Raw genomic sequence first — 25,178 nt, 5'->3', positions numbered from 1 at the left:
ACCCCGTCCGAGCATGTGGCTGGTCTATCGAGGCAGGTCTCCTGGCTCACGGCTTGCGCTACGCGCATCCCTTCACCTTCCCGCTATAGAGCAGTGGTGTATTGAAGGGTTTAAGACCGTTTACAGTTGCGGGGGCAGCCAGGGCATCGACCCTGTTCCCTCTTAGCTCCCCAGCGGCTTGCCGGGAAGAACCTCGAAAGCGAGAAGGCTACGCAGGCCGCGGCGGCCGGTCAATCGCGGTTGACCGCTGGCAGGTGCCATGATGAGCTACGTCACCCTCCGACACGAATGCCGCTCATGACCGCCAGCCACCTCGATCCCCTCGCTGCCCCCTGGGTGGTTGCCGGCCTGGGCTGTCGACGTGGTTGTGCACAGGACGAACTACTCGACCTGCTGGCTCACAGCCTGGCGCAACATGGGCTGACTGTGGATAACCTCACCGGGTTGGCCAGCATTGCACATAAGCAACACGAGCCGGGGCTGCATGAGCTGGCCAAGCACCTGAAGCTGGAACTGAGCTTCTTCACCCCCGACGACCTCATACCCTACCAGTCGACACACCCTGCCAACCGGCTCACGCAATCCACCACCGGCAGCCCCGCCGTGGCAGAACCCTGTGCCCTGGCACTGGCCACCCGCCTGGGCAGCAGCGCGCAGTTGCTCGGCGTGAAGAACCGCAGCGCCAGCGCCACCTGTGCGCTGGCCACATTCGACAGAGAATCCGCATGACCGTCTACTTTATCGGTGCCGGCCCCGGCGATCCCGAGCTGATCACCGTCAAGGGCCAACGCCTGATCCGCTCGTGCCCGGTCATTCTGTATGCCGGCTCGCTGGTGCCAGAAGCAGTTCTTGCCGGTAATAGCGCCGAAAAGGTGGCCAACACTGCCGAACTTAACCTTGGCGAGATCATCGCGTTGCTGCGTGAGGCCCATGAGCGCGGCCAGGATGTGGCCCGCGTGCACTCCGGCGACCCTTCACTGTATGGCGCCATCGGCGAGCAGATTCGCGAGCTGCGGGCGCTCGGCATCCCCTTCGAGATCATTCCCGGGGTCACTGCCACCGCGGCCTGCGCGGCGTTGCTGGAGTCCGAACTGACCCTGCCCGGCATCGCCCAGACGCTGATCCTCACTCGCTACGGCACCACCTCGCCGATGCCCGAGGGTGAGCAGTTGCATGACCTGGCCAGACACCGCGCGACTATGGCCATACACCTCGGCGTACGCCAGTTGCCGGCAATAGTTGCCGAGTTGCTACCGCACTACGGCAGCGACTGCCCTATCGCGGTTATCCACAGAGCGAGTTGGCCGGACCAGGACTGGGTACTGGGTACCCTGGCCGACATCGAAGCCAAGGTCGCGACCAAGGATTTCCGCCGCACGGCGCTGATCCTCGTCGGTCACGTGCTCGGTCCAGGCGCCTTCGCCAAGTCGGCGCTGTACGACGCCGCCCATCGGCATCTCTACCGCCCCGGCCGCGACTGATCTGGCGATAATCTGCACAAATCTCTGAAAGCCTCGTATCCATTGACTTTCGATGATTTATCAACAGGAAAGTAATGAAGTTATCCCAGGCCACTGTGGATAGCTGTTTGCCGAGGATCAGTTTTTGTACAACTGGCTACAAGACCCAATAGTACAGGGCTGTAGCCAGGTATCACGAGGATATCCACAAGATGATCCACGCCAATTGTGAGCAACTGTGGATCAGAGCTGTACCTCGACCCGCTTGATACCCAATGCCCGCAACTCCACCATCAGCTCGTTCAGGTCGGAAAAGGTCTCCACCTGTTCGGCCTCGTCCACCAGAAAGAAACTGCGCCCGGCGTCTTTCTTGAAAAATACGATCCATTCAGCGGTATTGGCCGGGTTGGCCATGATCTGGGTATCGAACAGGACGCCCTCGGCCGTTCTGCGTTTCACATCCTCGCGCTTCATCCTCTCTCCTGTTCCAGCGTGACTCAGATGACCCCACCGCCTGCATAAGGCAGCGGATACTGCTCCTAGTGTAAAGGATGAGGTGAGCACGCCTTGTTCACTGATGATCGGTGAGTGAAATCAGCCACACTCTTATATATGATTTATATACAAAGCATATATGAGGGATTTTCCATGGGTATCGTCAACATCGATGACGAGCTACACGACCAGATTCGCAAGGCGAGCAGCGTGTCAGGCCGTTCTATCAACGCCCAGGCGGGTTTCTGGATTCGTATCGGCATGCTCTGCGAAATGAACCCGACACTGAGTTTCAATGAAGTGATGGCCGCCGAGATGCGTGCAGCTGGTGTGGTGATTCCGCCAAGAATGGCGAACGCGTCATGATCAAGACGCCGCAACAGATCGCCCTGATGGCGGAGTCCGGCAGGCTGCTGGCGTCCGTGTTCGGCTATCTGGATCGGCTGGATCTGCTCGGCATGTCCACTCTGCGGGTCAACAACCTTGTGGATAACTACATCGTCGGCGAACTCAAGGCGCGTCCGGCGAGCAAGGGCCAGTATGGTTTCGCCTATGCCATGAACACTTCACGTAACGAGGTGGTGTGCCATGGAGTCCCCAGCGCCAAGGAGTTTCTGCGCAGCGGCGATTTCGTGAATTTCGATATCACCCTGGAAAAGAACGGCTACATCGCCGATTCGAGCAAAGTCTACCTGATCGGTGACGTATCGACGCAGGCGCAACGACTGGTGCGCATTACCTATGAAGCGCTGTGGAAAGGCATCGCTGCTGTACGCCCTGGCGCCCGCCTGGGAGACATCGGCCATGCAATCGAAAGCCACGCGCGTGCGCATGGCTATTCGGTGGTTCGCGATTACTGCGGTCACGGCATCGGCCGAGAAATGCACGAAGCGCCCGAAGTGTTGCACTGGGGCAAACCCGGCACCGGCCTGACGCTACGCGAAGGCATGACCTTCACCATCGAACCCATGCTCAATCAGGGAACAGCGGAGGTTCGCACCTTGCGCGACGGCTGGACGGTGGTGACCTGCGACGGCCAACTCTCCGCGCAATTCGAACACACCGTGGCGGTAACTCGCGATGGCGTTCAGGTCCTGACGCTGCGGCCCGACGAGCCTCACTGATCACAGCGGAATCGCGAAAATCCCCTGTGGATAAGCGCCTCCGGCACTTACCGTCAACCTGGGCAATTCAACTGGTCGGGATGAATCTCGACGGAAAACAGCACGCCATCTCGGCCGAGGTAGGAATGTTCCTGATGGATCCGGTACTTGCGCATCGCTGCCATCAGTTGCGGTTCCTTGCAGGCCAGGCGCTCAAGGCCGCTACGGGCCCGCACTTGCATGCTGGCCATGAGCTCATCGGAAAACATACGTGCGGGGCGGTCGATCCGATATCGGTAGAAGATCTTGTCACCACCAATCAGCCCGATGTACTCGAGCGTGGTCAGCGCATCAACCTTTCTAGGTAGTGCAGCGTTCATGCTCGCCAAACGCCCACTCAGCTCGGCCTGCTGGGCAGCCCTTTCCTGTTCGCCCTTGTAAGCGAAGTAACGGCCCGCGCCGACAATGACAAGCACGGCCGCGACACTCAGGTAAAAGTTACGCGGATTGCGCCGTTTCTTCGGCGCCAGTTTCATCAACATCCCTGTCTACCTCTACTACCGAGAAACACCCCTGGCGGAACCAGGGGTGGCAGCGAATGAGCTAGCTCACTCCACCGTTACGCTTTTTGCGAGATTTCGCGGCTGGTCGACGTCGGTGCCCTTGAGCACCGCTACGTAGTACGACAGCAGTTGCAGCGGCACGGTGTAGAGGATCGGCGCGAGCAGGTCATGGATATGCGGCATGGCCACCACATGAGTGCCCTCGCCGTTGCTCATGCCAGCCTGCTGGTCGGCGAAGACGATCAGCTCGCCACCACGCGCACGGACTTCCTGCAGGTTGGACTTGAGCTTTTCCAGCAGCTCGTTGTTCGGCGCCACGGTAACCACCGGCATATCGGCGTCGACCAGCGCCAGCGGGCCGTGCTTGAGCTCGCCAGCCGGGTAGGCTTCGGCGTGGATGTAGGAGATTTCCTTGAGCTTGAGCGCCCCTTCCATGGCCACCGGGTACTGCGCGCCACGGCCGAGGAACAGGCTGTGGTGCTTCTCGGCGAACAGTTCGGAGATTTTCTCCACGGTCTTGTCCATGGCCAGGGCTTCGCCCAGACGGGTCGGCAGGCGACGCAGTTCGTCGACCAGTTGCGCTTCCAGCGCCTTGTCCAGGGTGCCGTGCACCTGGCCGAGGGCCAGGGTCAGCAGCATCAGGCCGACCAGCTGGGTAGTGAAGGCCTTGGTCGAAGCCACGCCGATTTCCGGGCCGGCCTGGGTCAGCAGGCACAGGTCGGATTCACGCACCAGCGAGCTGGTGCCGACGTTGCAGATCACCAGGCTGGCCAGGTAACCGCCCTGCCCTGGTGCCTTCTCCTTGGCGTTGCGCAGTGCGGCCAGGGTGTCGGCGGTTTCGCCGGACTGCGAGACGCTGACGAACAAGGTGTCCGGCTGCACCACCACCTTGCGGTAGCGGAACTCGCTGGCCACTTCGACCTGACAGGGAATCCCGGCCAGTTCTTCCAGCCAGTAACGGGCGACCATGCCGGCATGGTAGCTGGTGCCGCAGGCGACGATCTGCACGTTCTTCACCTTGGCAAACAGCTCGGCCGCCTGCGGGCCGAAGGCCTGCACCAGCACGTGGTCGCTGCCCAGTCGGCTCTCCAAGGTTCGTTGCACTACTTTGGGCTGCTCGTGGATTTCCTTGAGCATGAAGTGGCGGTACTCGCCCTTGTCGGCGGCCTCGGCACCTTCGTGGTACTGCACGGCTTCGCGCTGCACCGGCTGACCGGCTGCGTCCCAGATCTGCACGCCGTCACGGCGGATTTCGGCGATATCGCCTTCTTCCAGGTACATGAAACGGTCAGTGACCTGGCGCAGGGCCAACTGGTCGGAAGCGAGGAAGTTTTCGCCCAGGCCCAGACCGATTACCAGCGGGCTGCCACTGCGCGCGGCGAGCAGGCGATCCGGCTGCTTGGCGCTGATCACGGCCAGACCGTAGGCGCCATGCAGTTCCGGGATGGCAGCCTTGAGCGCGGCCGCGAGGTCACCGAACTGCTGCAACTTGTGATCGAGCAGGTGGACGATGGTTTCGGTATCGGTATCGGAGCTGAACACGTAACCCAGGCCCTTGAGGCGTTCGCGTAGCGCTTCATGGTTCTCGATGATGCCGTTGTGCACTACGGCCAGATCCTGGCCGGAGAAGTGTGGGTGAGCATTGCGCTCGCTCGGCGCACCGTGGGTAGCCCAGCGAGTGTGGGCGATGCCCAGACGCCCGGCCAGCGGCTCGGCGTCCAGCGCGGCCTGCAGTTCGCTGACCTTGCCGACCCGGCGACGGCGATCCAGTGCACCCTGCTCGGTCAGCAGCGCTACACCGGCGCTGTCGTAGCCGCGGTATTCCAGGCGCTTGAGGCCTTCGACCAGCACCGGGGTGATGTTGCGCTCAGCGATGGCGCCTACGATTCCACACATGAGGTTCTCCTTTAGTTTTCCAGCGGCGCGAGGATCAGCTGGATGCCGCGCGCGCGTATCTGTTCGGCGGCCTGGGCATCCAGGCGCTCGTCGGTAATCAGGGTGTGGAAGCTGCTCCAGGGCAGTTCCAGATTAGGAATACGCCGGCCGATCTTGTCACTCTCGACCATGACGATGACCTCACGAGCCACCTCGGCCATCACCCGCGACAGACCGAGCAGCTCGTTGAAGGTGGTAGTGCCACGCTCCAGGTCGATGCCATCGGCGCCGATGAACAACTGGTCGAAATCGTAGGAACGCAGCACCTGCTCGGCGACCTGGCCCTGGAAGGATTCCGAATGCGGGTCCCAGGTGCCGCCGGTCATCAACAACACCGGTTCGTGCTCGATATCGCGCAGCGCGTTGGCCACGTTGAGCGAGTTGGTCATCACCACCAGGCCTGGTTTGTAGCCAAGCTGCGGGATCATCGCCGCCGTGGTGGTGCCACTGTCGATGATGATCCGTGCGTGCTCGCGAATACGTGCCACGCCAGCGCGGGCAATCGCCTGCTTGTGCGGGGAAATGAACTGCGTCGGCTCGCTGATCAGTTCCTGCGGCACCGGCACCGCACCGCCATAGCGACGCAACAACAGACCGTTTGTTTCCAGGGCGGCAAGATCCTTGCGAATGGTCACTTCGCTGGTGGCGAAGTGCTGAGCCAGGGCATCCACCGACACCTCGCCCTGCTCGGCGAGCAAGGCAAGAATGGTGTGACGACGCTGCGGCGTGTTGCGCTTCGACATGCTTAAGTTTCGATTCGAAAGATAATGGCGCGAATCAAAACATATGATCGAAAAGCCCGCAAGCGTCCTCCGATCAGTTCAACGTCAGTTTGACCCCGAAACCTACCAGGCACAGCCCCGCCAGTTTCTCCAAAACCCTTGCAATACGCGGGTTGGCGCGCATGCGCTCGGCGAGAAAGTGGGTCAGCAGCACGATCAGCAGGCCGTAGAGAAAGGTCAGCGCCATGATGGTCACGGCCATGAAACCGAAAGTAATCAGGCCCTGATGGCGCTGCGGATCGATGAACAGCGGGAAGAAGGCCATGTAGAAGATGATGGCCTTGGGGTTGAAGACGGTGATCACCAGGGTTTGCCACAGGTACTGGCGCGGCTTGATGTCCAGCGTCGGTGCCGCGCCGGGCTTGGCCAGAATCATGCGCAGGCCGAGGTAGATCAGGTAGGCCGCACCAAGCCACTGCACCACATGGAAGGCCGCCGGGTAAGCCTTGAGCAGCGCGGCGACGCCTGCGACTGCCAACCACAGCAGCACCTGATCGCCGAAGATGATGCCGAAGGTCGATGCCAGCCCGCCTCGGATGCCGCCCTTACCGGTGGACAGGATCAACGCCAGGTTACCCGGCCCGGGAATGGCCAGCAGGATGATGAAGGCCACCACGAAGGCGGCGTAATCCGTCACACCGAACATACAGAACTGCCTCCGGCAGGTTATCCACAGGCCTGGTCGGCCAGAGCGGTTTTACTTCTTGGTCGGACGCTTCCAGCCTTCGATATTGCGCTGCTTGGCGCGGCCGACGGCCAGGTTATCGGCCGGCACATCGCTGGTCACCACCGAACCGGCGCCAGTCGTCGCGCGGTCGCCCAGCGTGACCGGCGCCACCAGGGCACTGTTGGAGCCGATGAAGACGTCCTCGCCCATGACGGTGCGGAATTTATTGGCACCGTCGTAATTGCAGGTGATAGTGCCGGCACCGATGTTGGTCCGCGCGCCGATCTCGGCATCGCCCAGGTAGCTCAGGTGGCCGGCCTTGGCGCCTTCACCCAGCACCGCGTTCTTCAGTTCGACGAAGTTACCCACATGGGCCTTGGCACCCAGTTTTGTGCCAGGACGCAAGCGAGCGAACGGGCCGCAATCGGCGCCCTCGCCCATCTCGGCGCCGTCCAGGTGGCTGTTGGCCTTGACGATAGCGCCCTTGCGCAGCACCGAGTCCTTGATCACGCAGTTCGGGCCGATCTGCACATCGTCTTCGATGACCACTTTGCCTTCGAGGATGACGTTGATATCGATGGTCACGTCGCGGCCTACGGTCACCTCACCACGCACGTCGAAGCGATGCGGGTCGCGCAGGGTGACGCCCTGGGCCATCAGGCGACGCGCCATGCGCTGCTGGTAATGGCACTCAAGTTGCGACAACTGGATACGGTCGTTGGCGCCGAGCACTTCCATCTCGTCGGCAGCACGCTCGGTGGCCACAGTCAGGCCATCGGCCACAGCCATGGCGATCACGTCGGTCAGGTAGTACTCACCCTGGGCATTACTGTTGGACAGGCGCCCCAGCCAGTCAGCCAGGCGCTTGCCCGGAACGGCGAGGATGCCGGTGTTGCCTTCGCGGATCTGCCGTTGTGGTTCGCTGGCATCCTTGTGCTCGACGATCGCCTGCACCACGCCAGTGGCGTCGCGCACGATGCGGCCATAGCCAGTGGGGTCAGCCAGTTCGACGGTGAGCAGGCCAAGCTGATCATCGCTGACCAGGGCCATCAGCCGCTGCAGGGTAGCCGTTTCGATCAGCGGCACGTCGCCGTAGAGGATCAGCACGGTATCTGCGCTGAGTTGCGGCAGGGCCTGGGCCACGGCGTGACCGGTACCGAGTTGTTCGGCCTGGATGACGAAATTCAGGTCGTCGGCGGCCAGGCGCTCACGCACCTTGTCAGCGCCATGACCGATCACCACCTGGATGCTCTGCGGCTGCAGGCTGCGCGCAGTGTCGATGACATGCCCCAGCATGGGTTTATCGGCGACCGGGTGCAGCACCTTGGGCAGCGCCGAACGCATGCGCGTGCCCTGACCGGCGGCAAGAATGACGATATCCAGACTCATAGAAAGCTCCTTGCTGGGCAGGATTTGACCGCGGCCAGAGGGAGCCGCATGAAAGAACGCTAGTTTGCCAGAAACGCAAAGGGGCGACCTAAGTCGCCCCTTGCGTGATACCGCGATACGCGATCAGCGGCTGCGGCCGCCGAACTTCCGGCGCATCTCTTCGATGGTGCGCAGCTGGGCAGCAGCCTCGGCCAGGCGTGCCGAAGCACTGCCGTAGTCGAACTCGGTGCCCTTTTCGCTCAGCGCCTTCTCGGCAGCCTTGCGTGCCTCGATGGCAGCGGCTTCATCCAGGTCGCCAGCGCGAACAGCGGTGTCGGCAAGAACCTTCACCATGCTCGGCTGAACTTCCAGGAAGCCACCGGAGATGTAGAACACCTCCTCGGTGCCACCCTGCTTGATCACTCGCACCGGACCCGGCTTGAGATCGGTCAGCAGCGGGGTGTGGCCCGGCAGGATACCCAGGTCACCCAGGTGACCGTGGGCGATGACCATTTCCACCAGCCCCGAGAACAGCTCTTCTTCCGCACTGACGATATCGCAGTGGACTGACATAGCCATAACAATGCCTCGGTTGAGAGGCCGGATTGGGCTAGTGCCCGCTCCGGCCCGGACGCCCCCTAGAGGGCGCACCCGTTACTTACAGTTTCTTGGCTTTCTCGATGGCTTCGTCGATGCCGCCTACCATGTAGAACGCTTGTTCCGGCAGGTGGTCGTAGTCGCCTTTGAGAATGCCGCTGAAGCCGGCAATGGTGTCCTTCAGGGACACGTACTTGCCCGGGGCACCGGTGAAGACTTCAGCCACGAAGAACGGCTGGGACAGGAAGCGCTGGATCTTACGAGCGCGCGATACCAGCTGTTTGTCGTCTTCGGACAGCTCGTCCATACCCAGGATCGCAATGATGTCCTTCAGCTCTTTGTAGCGCTGCAGAACATACTGAACGCCACGAGCGGTCTCGTAGTGTTCCTGGCCGATCACGTTCGGGTCCAGCTGACGGCTGGTGGAGTCCAGCGGGTCAACGGCCGGGTAGATACCCAAGGAAGCGATGTCACGGCTCAGTACGACGGTGGCGTCCAAGTGGGCGAAGGTAGTCGCCGGGCTCGGGTCGGTCAGGTCGTCCGCAGGTACGTATACGGCCTGGATCGAGGTGATCGAGCCTTTCTTGGTGGAGGTAATACGCTCCTGCAGAACGCCCATCTCCTCGGCCAGAGTCGGCTGGTAACCTACTGCCGACGGCATACGGCCGAGCAGTGCGGATACTTCGGTACCGGCGAGGGTGTAACGGTAGATGTTGTCGACGAACAGCAGAACGTCACGACCTTCGTCACGGAACTTCTCGGCCATGGTCAGGCCGGTCAGTGCGACGCGCAGACGGTTGCCTGGTGGCTCGTTCATCTGACCGTAAACCAGGGCTACCTTGTCGAGAACGTTGGAGTCCTTCATCTCGTGGTAGAAGTCGTTACCCTCACGAGTACGCTCACCCACACCGGCGAACACGGAATAACCGCTGTGCTCGATGGCGATGTTACGGATCAGTTCCATCATGTTCACGGTCTTGCCGACACCGGCACCACCGAACAGACCGACTTTACCGCCCTTGGCGAACGGGCAGACCAGGTCGATAACCTTGATGCCGGTTTCCAGCAGCTCGTTGGAGCCAGCTTGTTCGGCATAGCTCGGCGCAGGGCGGTGAATTTCCCACTGCTCTTCTTCACCGATCGGGCCGGCTTCGTCGATCGGGTTGCCCAGCACGTCCATGATCCGGCCCAGGGTCGCTTTACCGACCGGTACGGAGATGGCCTTGCCAGAGCTGTTGACGTCCAGGCCACGCTTGAGGCCTTCGGTCGAACCCATCGCAATGGTACGTACCACGCCGTCGCCCAGCTGCTGCTGAACTTCCAGGGTGGTTTCGGCGCCAACTACTTTCAGCGCTTCATAAACACTCGGCACCTTGTCACGCGGAAATTCCACGTCGATGACGGCGCCGATGATTTGAACGATACGTCCGCTACTCATCTTTGGTTCCTCTGAATATTTGAACCGTTCTTAAACCGCGGCAGCGCCGCCGACGATTTCCGAAATTTCCTGGGTGATCGCTGCCTGACGTGCCTTGTTGTAAACCAGCTGCAGGTCTTTGATGAGATCACCGGCGTTGTCGGTTGCGTTCTTCATCGCGATCATCCGCGCAGCCTGTTCGCACGCGCTGTTCTCGACCACGGACTGATAGACCTGCGACTCGACGTAACGTACCAGCAGCGCATCCAGCAATTGCTGGGCGTCCGGCTCGTATACGTAGTCCCACAGACCTTTCTGCACGCCTTGCGCATCGCTCGCGGCCAGCGGCAGCAGCTGCTGCACTTCCGGCTTCTGCGTCATGGTGTTGACGAACTTGTTCGACACCAGATACAGACGGTCGATACGGCCCTCGGCGTAGGCATCCAGCACAACCTTGACGCTACCGATCAGGTCGTTGATGGACGGCTCTTCACCCAGCTTGCTGATGGCGGCAACCACGTTGCCCCCGTTGCTGCGGAAGAAGCTCGCGCCCTTGCTGCCCACCACGCAGAAATCAGCCTCGACCTTCTGGTCGCGCCATTCCTTCAGGCTTCTGAGCAGCGCCTTGAACAGGTTGATGTTCAAGCCGCCACACAGACCACGGTCCGAGGTCACCACGATATAACCGACGCGCTTTACATCACGCTCCACCATGAACGAGTGGCGGTATTCCGGGTTCGCCTTGGCCAGGTGACCAATCACCTGACGAATACGCTCAGCATAGGGACGACCGGCAGCCATGCGCTGTTGAGCCTTGCGCATTTTGCTGACCGCCACTTTTTCCATGGCGCTGGTGATCTTTTGCGTGCTTTTGATGCTCGCAATCTTGCTGCGAATCTCTTTTGCGCCTGCCATTTCACACCTTTTGGTTCAAGCAGGCGGGGGCCGAAGCCCCCGCTGCGGTTACCAGGTTTGGGTGGCCTTGAACTTCTCGATACCGGCTTTCAGGCCAGCGTCGATTTCGTCGTTGAAGTCACCCTTCTCGTTGATCTTCGCCATCAGGTCGGCGTGATCACGCTTGAAGAAGGCGATCAGGGCCTGCTCGAAGCTGATGATCTTGGCGACTTCGACGTCCTGAAGGAAGCCACGCTCGGCTGCGTACAGGGACACCGACATTTCGGCAATGGACATCGGCGCATACTGCTTCTGCTTCATCAGCTCGGTTACGCGCTGACCATGCTCGAGCTGCTTGCGGGTGGCTTCGTCCAGGTCAGAAGCGAACTGGGCGAATGCCGCCAGTTCACGGTACTGAGCCAGAGCGGTACGGATACCACCGGAGAGCTTCTTGATGATCTTGGTCTGAGCCGCGCCACCGACACGGGATACCGAGATACCGGCGTTGACGGCCGGACGGATACCCGAGTTGAACATGGCCGATTCCAGGAAGATCTGACCGTCGGTGATCGAGATCACGTTGGTCGGAACGAACGCGGAAACGTCACCCGCCTGGGTTTCGATGATCGGCAGAGCGGTCAGGGAACCGGTCTTGCCAGTCACGGCGCCATTGGTGAACTTCTCGACGTACTCTTCGGAAACGCGCGAAGCACGCTCCAGCAGACGGCTGTGGAGATAGAAAACGTCGCCCGGGTAGGCTTCACGGCCTGGCGGACGGCGCAGCAGCAGGGAGATCTGACGGTAGGCAACGGCCTGCTTGGACAGGTCGTCGTACACGATCAGGGCGTCTTCACCGCGGTCGCGGAAGTATTCACCCATGGTGCAACCGGAGTACGGCGCGAGGAACTGCAGAGCAGCCGATTCGGAAGCCGAAGCTGCTACCACGATGGTGTTGGCCAGAGCGCCAGCTTCTTCCAGCTTGCGCACCACGTTAGCGATGGTCGATTGCTTCTGACCAATGGCGACGTAGACGCAACGGATGCCGCTGTCTTTCTGGTTGATGATGGCGTCGACGGCCAGAGCAGTCTTACCGATCTGACGGTCACCGATGATCAGCTCACGCTGGCCACGGCCTACCGGGATCATGGCATCGACCGACTTGTAACCGGTCTGCACCGGCTGGTCGACCGACTTACGCCAGATCACGCCCGGCGCAACCTTTTCAACGGCGTCAGTAGCTGCGGCGTTGATCGGGCCTTTGCCATCGATCGGGTTGCCCAGTGCGTCAACGACGCGACCCAGCAGCTCCGGACCAACCGGAACTTCCAGGATGCGACCGGTGCACTTGGCGCTCATGCCTTCGGCGAGGGTCAGGTAACCACCCAGTACTACGGCACCTACGGAGTCTTGCTCCAGGTTCAGGGCCATGCCGTACACGCCACCAGGGAATTCGATCATCTCACCGTACATGACGTCGGCGAGGCCGTAGATGCGCACGATACCGTCGGAAACGCTGACGATGGTGCCTTCATTACGGGCTTGAGCGGATACATCAAGCGACTCAATGCGCTGCTTGATGATTTCGCTAATTTCGGAAGGATTCAATTGCTGCATGCCAGTTCCCTCAAATCAGGATTTCAACGCTTCGGCCAGCTTGTTCAGCTTGCCGCGGACCGAACCGTCGATGACCAGGTCACCTGCACGAATGACAACGCCGCCGATCAGGGCGGGATTGACCACGGGCGTGGGCTGGACGGTGCGATCGAGCCGCTTGGAAAGGGCGGCAGCCAGAGTTTGCAATTGCTCAGCACTGAGCTCGAACGCCGACTCGACTTCGACATCGAGGGCGCGTTCGGCTTCAGCCTTCAGCACAGCGAATTGTTCGAGTACTACCGGCAGCAGCGACAGTCGGTCGTTGCTACCCAGCGAGTGCAGGAAGTTGCTGAACGAAGCGTCGATGTGACCGGCACAGAGCTGCGCCAGCACATTGACTTTCTGCTCATCGGTCAACGCCGGGTTGACCAACTGCTGAGCCATGGCCGGCGCTTGAACCGCAGCAGCGGACAGCGACAGCATGTTCAGCCAGGCATCGGCCTGCTGTGCAGCACTGGCAAACTCAAACGCAGCTTTCGCGTAGGGCCGAGCGAGCGTGTTGGTATTGATCATCGCGAGCCTCGCTTAGAGTTGAGAGGCCAGTTTTGCGACCAGATCGTTGTGCGCAGCGCCGTCCACGGAGGACTGCAGGATCTGCTCAGCGCCGGTGACAGCCAGAGCTGCTACCTGTGCACGCAGTTGTTCCTTGGCACGGTTCACTTCCAGATCGATTTCGGCTTTGGCGCCAACAATCAGCTTTTCACCTTCAGAGCGGGCCTGGGCCTTGGCTTCTTCGACGATTGCGTTGGCGGTCTTGTTCGCCCGGTCGAGAATTTCGGCAGCTTGCTCTTTGGTTTCACGAAGCATCTGGGCAGCGCGTTCCTGGGCCAACTGCAGATCGCGCTCAGCGCGCCCGGCAGCATCCAGACCTTCTGCGATTTTCTTCTGGCGTTCCTGCATGGCCAGCGTCAGCGGCGGCCATACGAACTTCATGCAGAACCAGACGAAAATAGCGAAGGCAATCGTTTGACCGAACAGGGTCAGGTTAATGTTCACAGCGATTTACCTCGTGCTATCTCGTGTTCAGGGAAGAAAAGCCTGAAGAGGCAGCACTCATCATGCTGCCTCGACTCAGGAACTCTTAACCCGCGACAACGAAGATCAGGTACATCGCGATACCAACACCGATCATCGGAACGGCGTCGAGCAGACCGGCCATCAGGAAGGTCTTGGTTTGCAGCTGCGGGCCCAGCTCAGGCTGGCGAGCGGTGGATTCCAGCAGCTTGCCGCCCAGCAGGGCGAAGCCGATACCGGTACCCAGGGCACCCAGACCGATCATGATGGCAGCGGCGATGTAGACGAGTTCCATAGTTAGCTCCAGAGTTTTTAGAGGTTAAGGTTACGAGTTAGGGGTTTTCGGGTTTTTCGATGTCGATCAGTGGTGATCTTCGTGCGCAGCACTCAGATAAACCACGGTCAGCACCATGAAAATGAACGCCTGCAGCGGAATGACCAGGATGTGGAAGATAGCCCATGGCACGTTGAGACCCCACTGAACGTAGAAGGGCAGCAGCGCGATCAGGATAAACACCACTTCACCGGCATACATGTTGCCGAACAGACGTAGGGCCAGGCTCAGCGGCTTGGTCAGCAGGCCGATGATTTCCAGGAACAGGTTGAAAGGAATCAGCGCCCAGTGATTGAACGGGGTGAACGACAGTTCCTTGGTAAAGCCACCGATGCCCTTGACCTTGATGCTGTAGAAGATGATCAGCAGGAACACGCCCAGGGAGATACCGAAGGTACCGTTAGGGTCAGCGGTGGGGACGATCTTGAAGTACGGCAGGCCCATGGCATGCGCCAGGCCAGGAATGTAGTCGACCGGGATCCACTTCAAGCTGTTCATCAGGAACACCCAGACGAAGATGGTCAGGGCCAGCGGCGCAACCAGTGGGTTCTTGCCGTGGAAGGTGTCCTTGACGATGCCCTGGACGAACTCGATGCACATCTCGGCCACGTTCTGCAGGCCAGTCGGTACGCCGGTAACGGCGCGCTTGGCGGCAATGCGGAACAGGGTGATGAAGATCAGGCCCATGAACAGGGACCAGCCCAGAGTGTCCACATGGACAGCCCAGAAGCCCATCGCTTTCACCTCTTCCGGGGTCTGGGCAATGATCCAGCCCTTATCCGGGTGAGAGCCGTAGACCAGGTTCTGCAGGTGATGCTGGATATATTCTGCTGGGGTATCAGCCATAAACGCCTCAAACGGTCCAATGCTTCAGAAAACTTTCATGAGTAGGGGAGCACAAGCTGCAGCCAGAAGGCCTAGCAGATAACCGATGAACAACTGCATCGGTGCAAGTGGTTCAACCCCTACGAACGCCAGTGCAAACAGCACTGCCGTGATAATCCATTTACCCATGGCCCCGGCCCAGATCGACTGGACGATGGCTCGGGCCGAACGCGCGCCAAAATAACGAAAGGCCTTGAATGCAAAATACGCGTTGGCCAGCAGGGCGATAAGCCCGCCCAGCAGTGCCGAATAGGCCGCAACCCATCCACCACTGACGGCAAAAATCACTGCAATTACAGCCGTCACGATGGCCTGAAGAATCAGGATCGGAAAACCTGGCTGACGATGAAACGGGACCTTACTGGGGATGCCCATCGACCTCTCCCTGCAAGGTGCCGAAACTCGGCCCATAGCCGACAAAATTGCGCGGGGAGTATATGGGCCAGCCTGCGCCCGATCAACCGTGCTGTAGTAGGAGCGAAGTAGGACTACAGACTGAATTGTTTCAACGAATGTGCGCCAGTACGCCCTGCAATTCGTCGAGGGAGCTGTAGCGGATCACCAGCTGTCCTTTGCCCTTGCTACCGTGCTTGATCTGCACTGGCGAGCCCAGACGCTCTGCGAGCTTCTGTTCCAGGCGACTGATGTCCGGGTCGGCCTTGGCTTTGGCCGGGGCCGGTTTGGCACTCAACCATTGGCGCACCAGGGCCTCGGTCTGACGAACGGTCAGGCCACGTGCGACAACATGTCGCGCGGCTTCAACCTGCTGTTCGAGGGGTAAACCGAGCAGTGCACGGGCATGACCCATTTCCAGATCGCCGTGGGAAAGCAGGGTCTTGATCTCGTCCGGCAGGGCGATCAGGCGCAGCAGGTTGGTGATGGTCACGCGCGACTTGCCGACGGCATCGGCGACCTGCTGCTGGGTCAGCTCGAATTCCTGCTGCAGGCGCTGCAGGGCCACGGCTTCCTCGATCGGGTTGAGGTCTTCGCGCTGAATGTTCTCGATCAGCGCCATGGCGATGGCGGCTTCATCCGGCAACTCACGGACCATGGCCGGGATCTTGTCCTGGCCAGCCAGCTGGCTGGCACGCCAGCGCCGTTCACCGGCGACGATCTCGAAACGACCACCACCGATGGGGCGCAGAACGATGGGCTGCATCACGCCTTGGGCGCGGATGGAGGCGGCGAGTTCTTCCAGCGCGGTCTGGTCCATGTCACGACGCGGCTGATACTTGCCGCGCTGGATCAGCTCCAGCGGCACGTATTGCAGCTCACGCGTGTCGACCTGGGCGGCCTCTTCCTGCAGTGCATTGACGGTGTTGCCGCCGAGCAGTGCGTCCAGACCTCGACCCAGACCTCGTTTCTTCGCAGCCATGCGGATGTTCCTTAAGCGGTAGCGGTTTTCGCGGCGGCGCGCTGACGGCGCACCAGCTCGCCAGCCAAGGCCAGGTAGGCGATGGCTCCACGGGATTGTTTGTCGTAGACCAGCGCCGGCATACCGAAGCTCGGCGCCTCGGCCAGGCGCACGTTGCGCGGGATCACGGCGTCGTACAGCTTGTCGCCAAAGTGCTGCTTGAGCTGGGCGGTAACGTCATTGGTCAGGCTGATGCGCGGGTCGTACATGGTGCGCAGCAGACCTTCGATCTGCAGCTTGGGATTGAGCAATTGGGCGATGCGCTGGATGCTGTTGACCAGGTCGCTCAGCCCCTCGAGCGCGTAGTACTCGCACTGCATGGGGATGATCACGCCGTCGGCGGCGACCAGGGCGTTGATGGTCAGCATGTTCAGCGATGGCGGGCAGTCGATGAGGATGTAGTCGTAGTTCTCGCGGATCGGCGCCAGGGCATAACGCAGGCGGCTTTCCTTCATCTTCATTTCCAGCAGGGCAACTTCCGCGGCGGTCAGGTCGCGGTTGGCCGGCAGTAGCTGGTAGCCGCCGTGCTCGGAGAACTGCATGGCCTGACTCAGATCGCATTCACCGATCAGCACGTCGTAGATCGAGTGCTCGAGGCCGTGCTTGTCGACGCCACTGCCCATGGTCGCGTTGCCCTGAGGGTCGAGGTCGATCAACAGCACGCGGCGCTTGGTCGCCACCAGAGAAGCAGCCAGGTTGATACACGTCGTGGTTTTGCCCACGCCGCCTTTCTGATTGGCGATCGCGAATACCTTGGCCATCTTCTTTCCCCTTAGACCGAGCGACGCAGTATCAACAGATGGCGCTGGCCTTGGCAACCGGGAACCCGCAACACATGCGTGGCGCTGAGACGGAAGTCGGTCGGCAGGGCCTGCAATTCGTCATCCGGGTGTACGCCTTTCATCGCCAGCCACTGGGTGTCGACGCTGCCGAGGTGGCGCGTCCAGTTGCTGAAGTCTTCCAGGCTGCTGAAAGCGCGCGAGCTGATGCCATCGAACGGCTGCTCAGGCCGATACGCTTCGACCCGGTTGTGGACAACCTCGAGGTTGGCGAGTTTCAGCTCCAGCTTTACCTGGACCAGAAAACGGGTTTTCTTGCCGTTGGAGTCGAGCAGGGTGAAGCGGCGCTCGGGGAACATGATCGCCAGCGGAACACCGGGCATGCCGCCGCCGCTGCCGACGTCGAGCCAGTTATCTCCAAGTTCGGCCACGAACGGGACTACCGACAGGCTGTCGAGCAAGTGGCGCGAGACCATCTCGTCGGGATCGCGCACCGCGGTGAGGTTGTAGGCCTTGTTCCATTTGATCAGCAGGCCCAGGTAGGCGAGCAGTTGTTCCTGCTGCAAGGCGCTGAGCTCGATGCCCAGTTCGCGGGCGCCCTGGATCAATTCTTCGGCATGACGCTGAGTGACCGACATCAGGCGCTCTGCTCCAGCTTCTGTCCCGCGCTACGTTTTTTCAGGTGAATCAGCAGCAGGGAAATAGCCGCCGGGGTAACCCCAGGGATACGTGAAGCTTGACCGAGTGTGGCCGGGCGAGTGGCGCCGAGCTTGAACTGGATTTCCTTGGACAGCCCGGAGATCGAGGCATAGTCCAGATCATCCGGCAGCTTGGTGTCCTCGCTGGCCCGCAACTTGGCAATTTCGTCCTGCTGACGGTCGATGTAACCGGCGTACTTGGTCTTGATCTCGACCTGCTCGGCCACCTGGTTATCCACAACCGGTGCCTCGGTCAGTTCGACCAGTGTGGCGTAGTCGATCTCCGGGCGAGCCAGCAGGTTGAGCAGGTTGTATTCGTGTGCCAGCGGCGTACCGAAGCGCGCGGCAATCGCATCCCCCTGAGGCGTGCCCGGGCGCACCCAGGTGCTTTTCAGGCGCTGCTCTTCCTGCACGATACCTTCACGCTTGGCCTCAAAGGCTGCCCAGCGCTCGTCATCGATCAGGCCCAGCTCGCGGCCTTTCTCGGTCAGGCGCAGGTCGGCATTGTCCTCACGCAGGATCAGCCGGTATTCGGCGCGCGAGGTGAACATGCGGTACGGCTCCTGGGTGCCCAGGGTGATCAGGTCGTCGACCAACACACCGATGTAGGCCTCATCGCGGCGCGGGCACCAGGCCTCTTTGCCTTGGGCGCGCAGTGCGGCGTTGCAGCCCGCCAGCAGGCCTTGCGCACCCGCCTCTTCGTAGCCAGTGGTGCCGTTGATCTGGCCGGCGAAGAACAACCCGCCGATGACCTTGGTTTCCAGGCTGTACTTGAGGTCGCGCGGATCGAAGTAGTCGTACTCGATGGCGTAGCCAGGGCGAACGATATGGGCGTTCTCCATGCCACGGATGCTGCGCACGATCTCCAACTGCACGTCGAACGGCAGCGAAGTGGAGATACCGTTGGGGTAAAGCTCGTGGGTGGTCAGGCCTTCCGGCTCGATGAATACCTGATGGCTGTCCTTGTCGGCGAAGCGGTGGATCTTGTCTTCGATCGACGGGCAGTAGCGGGGGCCGACGCCTTCGATCACGCCCGAGTACATCGGCGAACGGTCGAGGTTGGCGGCAATGATCTCGTGGGTGCGGGCATTGGTATGGGTGATCCAGCAGCTGATCTGCTTGGGCTGGTGCTCACGCTTGCCGAGGAAGGACATCAGCGGCGTGGGGGTGTCGCCTGGCTGTTCAGTCATCACCGAGAAATCAACCGAACGTCCATCGATGCGCGGCGGTGTACCGGTTTTCAGGCGGCCGACGCGCAGCGGCAGCTCGCGCAAACGGTGGGCTAAAGCGATGGAGGGCGGATCTCCGGCACGGCCACCAGAGTAGTTCTGCAGACCAATGTGGATAAGTCCGCCGAGGAAGGTGCCTGTGGTCAACACCACGGAGTCCGCATGGAACCTGAGCCCAATCTGGGTAACAACGCCTTTGACCTCGGCGTTTTCCACAATCAGATCATCGGCTGCCTGTTGAAAAATCCACAGGTTGGCCTGGTTTTCCAGAATCTCGCGCACCGCAGCCTTGTACAGCACACGGTCAGCTTGCGCGCGCGTGGCACGGACAGCTGGGCCCTTGCGGCTGTTGAGAATACGGAACTGGATACCGCCCTTGTCGGTAGCGGTGGCCATGGCGCCGCCGAGGGCATCGATTTCCTTGACCAGGTGGCTCTTGCCGATCCCGCCGATAGCCGGGTTGCAGCTCATCTGGCCGAGGGTCTCGACATTGTGGGTGAGCAGCAGGGTCTTCACGCCCATGCGTGCTGCAGCCAGGGCTGCTTCGGTACCGGCATGACCGCCGCCGATCACGATCACGTCAAAACGGGAAGGGAAATCCACCACGCACCTCGTGCCTGTTGAGAAAGGGGTCTGAAAGAAAGGCGGCAAGTATAGGGACTTAAGCCTGCTGAATGAAGCCTTCTGCACAAAAAATAGCCAACTGGTTGGCCATGGTTGTTCGCACGATTTCCATTACCTGATCACCCTTGCCCTGTGAAAAACGCGCTCAGGCTTATAAAGAATAGAAAGAGAGAATTTTTATAAAGCTTGTTCTTTATGTTTATGTATAGAGCAAGGCTTTTCTGTGGATAACCATCTGCATCCCTTGCTGTTATTGGTGTACAGAGAATGATAAGCCTGTGGCGTTCCTGCTCGGATCCACTGAGAAAGCTGCTGAACCACTGTGGATGGAAGTGCCAGTTACCCACAGGGGTGGTTACGCCCAGCTTTGTCATAGGGTTATGGGCAGGGTTTAAGTGCGATTTTCCACAGGGTTTATTTTGGCCTGAATAACTCAGTAAATGCGCAGCAGCAGCCCATTCATTGGTGATCCAGCAAGCTTATTTGTGGGGAAATCTGCTTGGCGCGTAAGGCCTGTCAGTTGTGTGTAGGAGCGGTTGCCCCGCCGCGAATCAAGACGACGCGCAGCGGTTCTTAACCCGGGTGAAAGCTCGGGAATGACAAGGAGGGGAAAGATTGATGGCGGGCACGCATGCGCTTTCGCGGATAAATCCGCTCCTACAAGAGCCCTGTAGGCAAGAGCATGGAGGAAGGTTTCACTTGCCGATGCAGAAGCTGGAGAAGATCCGCCCCAGCAGGTCGTCGCTGCTGAAGGCGCCGGTTATTTCGCCCAGGGCCTGCTGGGCCATGCGTAGATCCTCGGCCAGCAGTTCGCCGGCGCCCATCAGAGTGAGCTGGTTGCGGCCGTGCTCGAGGTGCTGCTGCGCCTGCAACAGCGCTTCGAGGTGACGCCGCCGCGCGCTGAAACCGCTTTCGGCGGTCTGTTGATAACCCATGCAGGCTTTCAGGTGCTCGCGCAGCAGTTCGAGACCTTCGGCGGATTTGGCGGACAGGCTCAGCGTGACGTGGCCGTCGGCGCTGGTTTCCAGCGCGACTGCCTCACCGGAGAGGTCGGCCTTGTTGCGGATCAGGGTGACCCGTGCTGGATCCGGACGCTGCTCCAGAAACTCTGGCCAGAGGGCAAAGGGATCGGCGGCTTCCGGCGCAGTGGAGTCCACTACCAGCAGCACGCGATCCGCCTCGCTGATGGCCTTGAGCGCACGCTCCACGCCGATGCGCTCGACCTGATCGTCGGTATCACGCAGGCCGGCGGTGTCGACCACGTGCAGGGGCATGCCGTCGATGTGGATATGTTCGCGCAACACGTCGCGCGTGGTGCCGGCGATATCGGTGACGATGGCTGCTTCACGCCCGGCGAGGGCGTTGAGCAGGCTGGACTTGCCAGCATTGGGACGGCCGGCGATGACTACGGTCATGCCGTCGCGCAGCAATGCACCCTGGCCCGCTTCGCGCAGCACTGTGGATAAGTCGGCGCGCACACCGTCGAGCTGGTTCAGTACATGGCCATCGGCGAGGAAGTCGATCTCTTCCTCGGGGAAGTCGATGGCGGCTTCGACGTAGATGCGCAGTTGGATCAGCGATTCGGTCAGCGCGTGCACGCGTTTGGAGAACTCGCCCTGCAGCGAACGCAGCGCATTGCGAGCGGCCTGCTCGGAGCTGGCCTCGATCAGGTCGGCAATGGCTTCGGCTTGGGCCAGGTCGAGCTTGTCATTGAGGAAGGCGCGTTCGCTGAACTCACCTGGGCGTGCCAGGCGTGCCCCCAACGCCATGCAGCGGCGCAGCAGCAGATCGAGCACCACAGGGCCGCCGTGGCCCTGAAGCTCCAGTACGTCTTCACCAGTGAAGGAGTTGGGGCCGGGAAAGTAGATGGCCAGACCTTCATCCAGGGTCAGCTCGCTCTCGCCATAGAACGGCCCATGATGAGCGAAGCGTGGCTTCAACTCACGTCTGCAGATGGCCTGAGCCAATTGACCTGCCAGTGGACCGGATACCCGCACGATGCCCACGCCACCACGACCCTGGGCGGTAGCGACGGCGGCGATGGTGTCTCGGGCGTGGTTCATGGCGGTTTACTCGATGTTTATGGGGCTAGTAGGCACGCGGAAGAAGAGCTGTGGATAACAGCGATTCGCGAGCAGAGCTCGCTCCTACGATAAATGCTCGGATAGCAAAACGCCCCAATCATGGGGCGTTTGCTTGATGCTTGGAAGCCTTGGCGAATCAGGCGTTGGCCGCTTTCGTTGCTGCTTCAATCCGGCGGGTAATGTACCACTGCTGGGCGATGGACAAGCAGTTGTTGACCACCCAGTACAGCACCAGACCGGCAGGGAACCACAGGAAGAAGAAGGTGAAGATGATCGGCATCAGCTTCAGCACGCGGGCCTGCATGGGGTCCGGCGGCGTCGGGTTGAGCTGCTGCTGGATGAACATGGTCGCGCCCATGATGATCGGCAGGATGAAGAACGGATCCTTGATCGAAAGGTCGGTGATCCAGAACATCCACGGGGCCTGACGCATTTCGACCGATTCCAGCAGTACCCAGTACAGGGCGAGGAATACCGGCATCTGCACCAGGATCGGCAGGCAGCCGCCCAGCGGGTTGATCTTCTCTTTCTTGTACAGCTCCATCATCGCCTGGGACATCTTCTGGCGATCGTCACCGTGCTGCTCTTTCAACGCCTGCAGTTTCGGCGATACGGCACGCATGCGCGCCATCGAGCGGTAGCTGGCAGCAGACAGCGGGAAGAAGATCAGCTTGATGATGATGGTCAGGACGATGATCGACCAGCCCCAATTACCGAGTACGCCGTGGATCACTTCCAGCAGCCAGAAGATCGGCTGGGCGAGGAACCACAGGAAGCCGTAGTCGACGGTCAGCTCCAGGCCTGGCGACAGGGTGCCGAGGTGTTCCTGCAGCTTGGGACCAGCGTAGAGGATCGCACCAGTCTCGCCTTGGGCGCCGGCAGCAACCTGCACGGACGGGCCGGTGAAGCCGACGATGTAGTTGCCCTGGCTGTCTTTGCGGGTCTGAATCAGGTTCGTGCTGTCCTTGCTCGGCACCCAGGCGGTGACGAAGTAGTGCTGCAGCCATGCAACCCAGCCGCCCTGCACGGTTTCCTTGAAGGACTGCTTGTCGATGTCCTTCATCGACACCTTTTTGTACGGCTCGTCGGTGGTCCACAGAGCGGCGCCAAGGTAGGTCGCGGTGCCGGTAGCGGTGGTCGAGGACGGGTCGCCGCTGTTATCGCGCTTGAGCTGGGCAAACAGGTTGCCGCTCCAGGCTTGCTCGCTCTGGTTGTCGATCAGGTAACGAACGTCGACCTGATAGGCGGACGGATCGATGCAGCCAGGCTTCTTCAGTTCCTGCTCGCGCGCGGAGCATTGCGGGTTGAGGCCGCGTTTGAAGCTGTAGCGCTTGATGTAGTTGACACCGTTCTCGCTGAAGGTGAGATCGACCACCAGGCTGTCCTGGCCTTCGACCAGCTCGTAGCTCTGCTTCTCGCTGCTCCACAGGGAACGACCGCTGGATTTGTCCGGAGCGTTCTGGCCGATCAGGCCGCTCTGCGCGAGATAGGTGCGCTCGTTGCCGTTGTCGAACAGCTGGAACGGAACGTCCGGGCGGTCCTGACGGCGCGGGTACTGCGGCAAACGCAGTTGCACGACATCACCACCACGCGGGTCGATGGCCAGGTCCAGAACATCGGTCTTGACGCGAATCAGCTCATCGCTGGTAGCGGCAGTAGGCGCGACAGCAGCTGCAGTAGGCTCGGCCACGGCAGTTGGAATGTCGTCGCCGCCGGTGTTGGCGGTTACAGCAGGTGTGTCGGGCAGGGCAGGCGTCGCCGCGGTCGAGGTACTAACCTCGGCTGGCATAGCAGCCTGGCCATAGTCCTCGTTCCATTGCAGGACCATGAGGTAGGACACGACTGCCAGGGCGACGATCAGGATCGAACGTTGGATATCCATGATTATTCGGCCATCGAAGGGGAACGGGATGTTTTAACGGGTGGAACCGGATCGAAACCGCCGGCATTCCATGGGTGACAGCGACCGAGACGGCGCGCCGTCAGCCAGCCACCACGCAGGAAGCCATGTTGTTCGATGGCTTCGTAGGCATAGCAGGAGCAGCTGGGGTAGAAACGACAATGACTGGCCATCAGCGGGCTGATGGCGTAGCGATAAACCTGGATACAGGCTAGAGCCGCTTTACGCATGGGGATTGTCGCTTGTCCCGGGGGATAAGTCTGCGTCGCGACTGGGCCGGCTTCGGGCCAAGCGTTTCCAGAGTTTGCCGAACTGCTGGGCAAGTTCGCCATTCTCCAGATCACCTAGCCCTTTGCGGGCGACCACCACGATGTCCCAGCCTGTCAGGTTGACCTGATTGAGGCGAAAGGACTCGCGGATTTGACGCTTGATGCGGTTGCGCTCGACGGCGAGCTTGACGCTCTTCTTGCCGATCACCAGACCTAGGCGGGGATGATCAAGCTGGTTATCGCGCGCTAGCAACAGGACACTTTTGCCCGGAGCTTTACCGCTTGGGGAGTCGAAGACTGCCTTGAATTGCCGGGGAGTCAGCAGTCGCTTTTCCCGGCCGAAGCCTCGACTCACCACCTGTCTGGATTAGTTAGACAGCAAGACGCTTGCGGCCCTTGGCGCGACGACGCGACAGGACGGCACGGCCGTTCTTGGTGGCCATGCGGGCACGGAAACCGTGGGTGCGAGCGCGCTTGATGGTGCTGGGTTGGAAAGTGCGTTTCATGGTGCGTTACCTGGGTGATCGACTAGGGTCGGTATGACCCCGGTTTTAAGAGACCGGCAATTCTAGAGAAAGCCGCGCGGTAGGTCAATTTCCAACCAACCTTATTCGCTAGATAGAAATAGAAAGAAGGAAAAGGGTTTAAAGCTCTTTTTCTATGTTTATGTTGAATGGTGCTGCCGATACCTGTGGAAAACCCGCTGGCAGCCCCTTTCCGGCTGCTCATGCGGCGATGATAAGTCTGTCCAAAAGGCTTGGTTGGTCTGTGCGTCTCCTGCATACAGCCTGAGGATAGAAAGCAGGGTTACCCACAATGCAGTTATCCGCCCGTTCGTCCCCAGGGTTTTACAGAAGGTTATAGGGTGCTTATCCACAAGGCTCATGGGCTGCTGATAAGTCTGATGAATGTAAGTAAGGCTTTGATTTTACTTGGCCATCTAATCCCTGCTGTGTGGATAACTCGGTCGTTCGCCGTTACAATGTCGGCTGTTTTTGCATCGCCGCCTGGATA

The 25,178-nt window shown here is 60.5% G+C and carries 28 protein-coding genes and 1 riboswitch; of the genes, 4 read left to right on the top strand and 24 right to left on the bottom strand.

All coding sequences use genetic code 11. From position 1 onward, the window contains the following. Positions 1-13: 13 nt before the first annotated feature. A riboswitch (cobalamin riboswitch) is annotated at positions 14-211 on the bottom strand. A gap of 86 nt (positions 212-297) precedes the next feature. Both RTH74_RS15460 and cobM read left to right on the top strand, forming a co-directional pair. Then, a complete protein-coding gene (locus RTH74_RS15460; RefSeq protein WP_316915236.1) occupies positions 298-729 on the top strand; it encodes a cobalamin biosynthesis protein in 432 nt (143 codons plus the stop codon). After that, complete coding sequence (cobM, locus tag RTH74_RS15455) at positions 726-1,481, top strand: precorrin-4 C(11)-methyltransferase (protein WP_316915235.1); 756 nt, start codon at positions 726-728, stop codon at positions 1,479-1,481. Before RTH74_RS15460 ends, cobM begins: the two co-directional genes overlap by 4 nt. Positions 1,482-1,703: 222 nt before the next feature. Here the strand turns inward: cobM and RTH74_RS15450 are convergent, their stop codons facing one another. After that, positions 1,704-1,934: a hypothetical protein gene (locus RTH74_RS15450; RefSeq protein ID WP_316915234.1), complete on the bottom strand. Its 231-nt coding sequence runs from the start codon at positions 1,932-1,934 to the stop codon at positions 1,704-1,706. A gap of 174 nt (positions 1,935-2,108) precedes the next feature. On the opposite strand from RTH74_RS15450, the gene RTH74_RS15445 reads away from it, so the two are divergent. Continuing rightward, the gene (locus RTH74_RS15445) at positions 2,109-2,321 is read left to right on the top strand and encodes a ParD-like family protein (protein ID WP_316915233.1); all 213 of its coding nucleotides are present in this window, start codon (positions 2,109-2,111) and stop codon (positions 2,319-2,321) included. After that, positions 2,318-3,079, top strand: coding sequence for a type I methionyl aminopeptidase (map, locus tag RTH74_RS15440; RefSeq protein WP_316915232.1), 762 nt, complete (start codon positions 2,318-2,320; stop codon positions 3,077-3,079). Before RTH74_RS15445 ends, map begins: the two co-directional genes overlap by 4 nt. Before the next feature lie 53 nt (positions 3,080-3,132). Here map and RTH74_RS15435 read toward each other — a convergent pair whose 3' ends face one another. The 23 genes from RTH74_RS15435 to rpmH all read right to left on the bottom strand — a co-directional run bounded on the left by RTH74_RS15435 (position 3,133) and on the right by rpmH (position 24,670). Then, on the bottom strand, positions 3,133-3,600 hold the full coding sequence (locus tag RTH74_RS15435; protein ID WP_316915231.1) for a hypothetical protein: 468 nt from the start codon (positions 3,598-3,600) through the stop codon (positions 3,133-3,135). A 66-nt stretch (positions 3,601-3,666) separates the two neighbouring features. Further along, positions 3,667-5,517 carry a glutamine--fructose-6-phosphate transaminase (isomerizing) gene (glmS, locus tag RTH74_RS15430; protein WP_316915230.1) on the bottom strand — a complete coding sequence of 617 codons (1,851 nt, stop codon included), beginning with the start codon at positions 5,515-5,517 and terminating at the stop codon, positions 3,667-3,669. An 11-nt stretch (positions 5,518-5,528) separates the two neighbouring features. Then, positions 5,529-6,299 (bottom strand): DeoR/GlpR family DNA-binding transcription regulator, encoded by a 771-nt coding sequence (locus tag RTH74_RS15425; protein ID WP_296231128.1) that lies wholly within the window; start codon positions 6,297-6,299, stop codon positions 5,529-5,531. Positions 6,300-6,372: 73 nt separating this feature from the next. Next, positions 6,373-6,984, bottom strand: coding sequence for a LysE family transporter (locus RTH74_RS15420; RefSeq protein ID WP_316915229.1), 612 nt, complete (start codon positions 6,982-6,984; stop codon positions 6,373-6,375). A gap of 51 nt (positions 6,985-7,035) precedes the next feature. Then, positions 7,036-8,394 carry a bifunctional UDP-N-acetylglucosamine diphosphorylase/glucosamine-1-phosphate N-acetyltransferase GlmU gene (glmU, locus tag RTH74_RS15415; protein WP_316915228.1) on the bottom strand — a complete coding sequence of 453 codons (1,359 nt, stop codon included), beginning with the start codon at positions 8,392-8,394 and terminating at the stop codon, positions 7,036-7,038. A 123-nt stretch (positions 8,395-8,517) separates the two neighbouring features. Further along, a complete protein-coding gene (locus RTH74_RS15410; protein WP_099525064.1) occupies positions 8,518-8,952 on the bottom strand; it encodes a F0F1 ATP synthase subunit epsilon in 435 nt (144 codons plus the stop codon). A gap of 79 nt (positions 8,953-9,031) precedes the next feature. After that, the gene (atpD, locus tag RTH74_RS15405; RefSeq protein WP_064493638.1) at positions 9,032-10,408 is read right to left on the bottom strand and encodes a F0F1 ATP synthase subunit beta; all 1,377 of its coding nucleotides are present in this window, start codon (positions 10,406-10,408) and stop codon (positions 9,032-9,034) included. A 30-nt stretch (positions 10,409-10,438) separates the two neighbouring features. Continuing rightward, positions 10,439-11,302 (bottom strand): F0F1 ATP synthase subunit gamma, encoded by an 864-nt coding sequence (atpG, locus tag RTH74_RS15400; RefSeq protein WP_099525062.1) that lies wholly within the window; start codon positions 11,300-11,302, stop codon positions 10,439-10,441. A gap of 48 nt (positions 11,303-11,350) precedes the next feature. After that, positions 11,351-12,895, bottom strand: a complete 1,545-nt coding sequence (atpA, locus tag RTH74_RS15395; protein ID WP_072425163.1) for a F0F1 ATP synthase subunit alpha — start codon at positions 12,893-12,895, stop codon at positions 11,351-11,353. Positions 12,896-12,910: 15 nt separating this feature from the next. Continuing rightward, on the bottom strand, positions 12,911-13,447 hold the full coding sequence (locus RTH74_RS15390) for a F0F1 ATP synthase subunit delta (protein ID WP_099525061.1): 537 nt from the start codon (positions 13,445-13,447) through the stop codon (positions 12,911-12,913). 12 nt (positions 13,448-13,459) lie between these two features. Next, positions 13,460-13,930, bottom strand: a complete 471-nt coding sequence (locus RTH74_RS15385) for a F0F1 ATP synthase subunit B (RefSeq protein ID WP_021487439.1) — start codon at positions 13,928-13,930, stop codon at positions 13,460-13,462. Between the two features lie 85 nt (positions 13,931-14,015). Next, on the bottom strand, positions 14,016-14,243 hold the full coding sequence (atpE, locus tag RTH74_RS15380) for a F0F1 ATP synthase subunit C (RefSeq protein ID WP_003241387.1): 228 nt from the start codon (positions 14,241-14,243) through the stop codon (positions 14,016-14,018). Positions 14,244-14,309: 66 nt separating this feature from the next. After that, positions 14,310-15,128 (bottom strand): F0F1 ATP synthase subunit A, encoded by an 819-nt coding sequence (gene atpB, locus RTH74_RS15375; protein WP_099525059.1) that lies wholly within the window; start codon positions 15,126-15,128, stop codon positions 14,310-14,312. 24 nt (positions 15,129-15,152) lie between these two features. Next, positions 15,153-15,542: a F0F1 ATP synthase subunit I gene (locus RTH74_RS15370; RefSeq protein ID WP_045733559.1), complete on the bottom strand. Its 390-nt coding sequence runs from the start codon at positions 15,540-15,542 to the stop codon at positions 15,153-15,155. A 130-nt stretch (positions 15,543-15,672) separates the two neighbouring features. Next, positions 15,673-16,542: a ParB/RepB/Spo0J family partition protein gene (locus RTH74_RS15365; RefSeq protein ID WP_316915227.1), complete on the bottom strand. Its 870-nt coding sequence runs from the start codon at positions 16,540-16,542 to the stop codon at positions 15,673-15,675. An 11-nt stretch (positions 16,543-16,553) separates the two neighbouring features. Further along, positions 16,554-17,342 carry a ParA family protein gene (locus RTH74_RS15360; RefSeq protein ID WP_017676269.1) on the bottom strand — a complete coding sequence of 263 codons (789 nt, stop codon included), beginning with the start codon at positions 17,340-17,342 and terminating at the stop codon, positions 16,554-16,556. Positions 17,343-17,353: 11 nt separating this feature from the next. Next, on the bottom strand, positions 17,354-18,001 hold the full coding sequence (gene rsmG, locus RTH74_RS15355) for a 16S rRNA (guanine(527)-N(7))-methyltransferase RsmG (protein WP_280084432.1): 648 nt from the start codon (positions 17,999-18,001) through the stop codon (positions 17,354-17,356). Then, the gene (mnmG, locus tag RTH74_RS15350) at positions 17,998-19,890 is read right to left on the bottom strand and encodes a tRNA uridine-5-carboxymethylaminomethyl(34) synthesis enzyme MnmG (RefSeq protein WP_316915226.1); all 1,893 of its coding nucleotides are present in this window, start codon (positions 19,888-19,890) and stop codon (positions 17,998-18,000) included. Before mnmG ends, rsmG begins: the two co-directional genes overlap by 4 nt. A 716-nt stretch (positions 19,891-20,606) precedes the next feature. Beyond that, positions 20,607-21,974, bottom strand: coding sequence for a tRNA uridine-5-carboxymethylaminomethyl(34) synthesis GTPase MnmE (gene mnmE / locus RTH74_RS15345; RefSeq protein WP_316915225.1), 1,368 nt, complete (start codon positions 21,972-21,974; stop codon positions 20,607-20,609). A gap of 157 nt (positions 21,975-22,131) precedes the next feature. Next, positions 22,132-23,877 (bottom strand): membrane protein insertase YidC, encoded by a 1,746-nt coding sequence (gene yidC / locus RTH74_RS15340; protein WP_316915224.1) that lies wholly within the window; start codon positions 23,875-23,877, stop codon positions 22,132-22,134. A 2-nt stretch (positions 23,878-23,879) separates the two neighbouring features. Beyond that, positions 23,880-24,125, bottom strand: coding sequence for a membrane protein insertion efficiency factor YidD (gene yidD, locus RTH74_RS15335; RefSeq protein WP_061238809.1), 246 nt, complete (start codon positions 24,123-24,125; stop codon positions 23,880-23,882). Further along, positions 24,118-24,522: a ribonuclease P protein component gene (gene rnpA / locus RTH74_RS15330; protein ID WP_166432402.1), complete on the bottom strand. Its 405-nt coding sequence runs from the start codon at positions 24,520-24,522 to the stop codon at positions 24,118-24,120. Before rnpA ends, yidD begins: the two co-directional genes overlap by 8 nt. 13 nt (positions 24,523-24,535) lie before the next feature. After that, positions 24,536-24,670, bottom strand: coding sequence for a 50S ribosomal protein L34 (gene rpmH, locus RTH74_RS15325; protein ID WP_002551315.1), 135 nt, complete (start codon positions 24,668-24,670; stop codon positions 24,536-24,538). Between the last annotated feature and the right edge of the window lie 508 nt (positions 24,671-25,178).

Origin of the sequence: Pseudomonas sp. zfem001, from assembly GCF_032621725.1 — a bacterium.
In the GTDB taxonomy this organism is placed as follows: Bacteria; Pseudomonadota; Gammaproteobacteria; order Pseudomonadales; family Pseudomonadaceae; genus Aquipseudomonas; species Aquipseudomonas sediminis.
The sequence above is the reverse complement of the archived record's forward strand: the minus strand, read 5'-3'. Positions and strand labels throughout refer to the sequence as shown.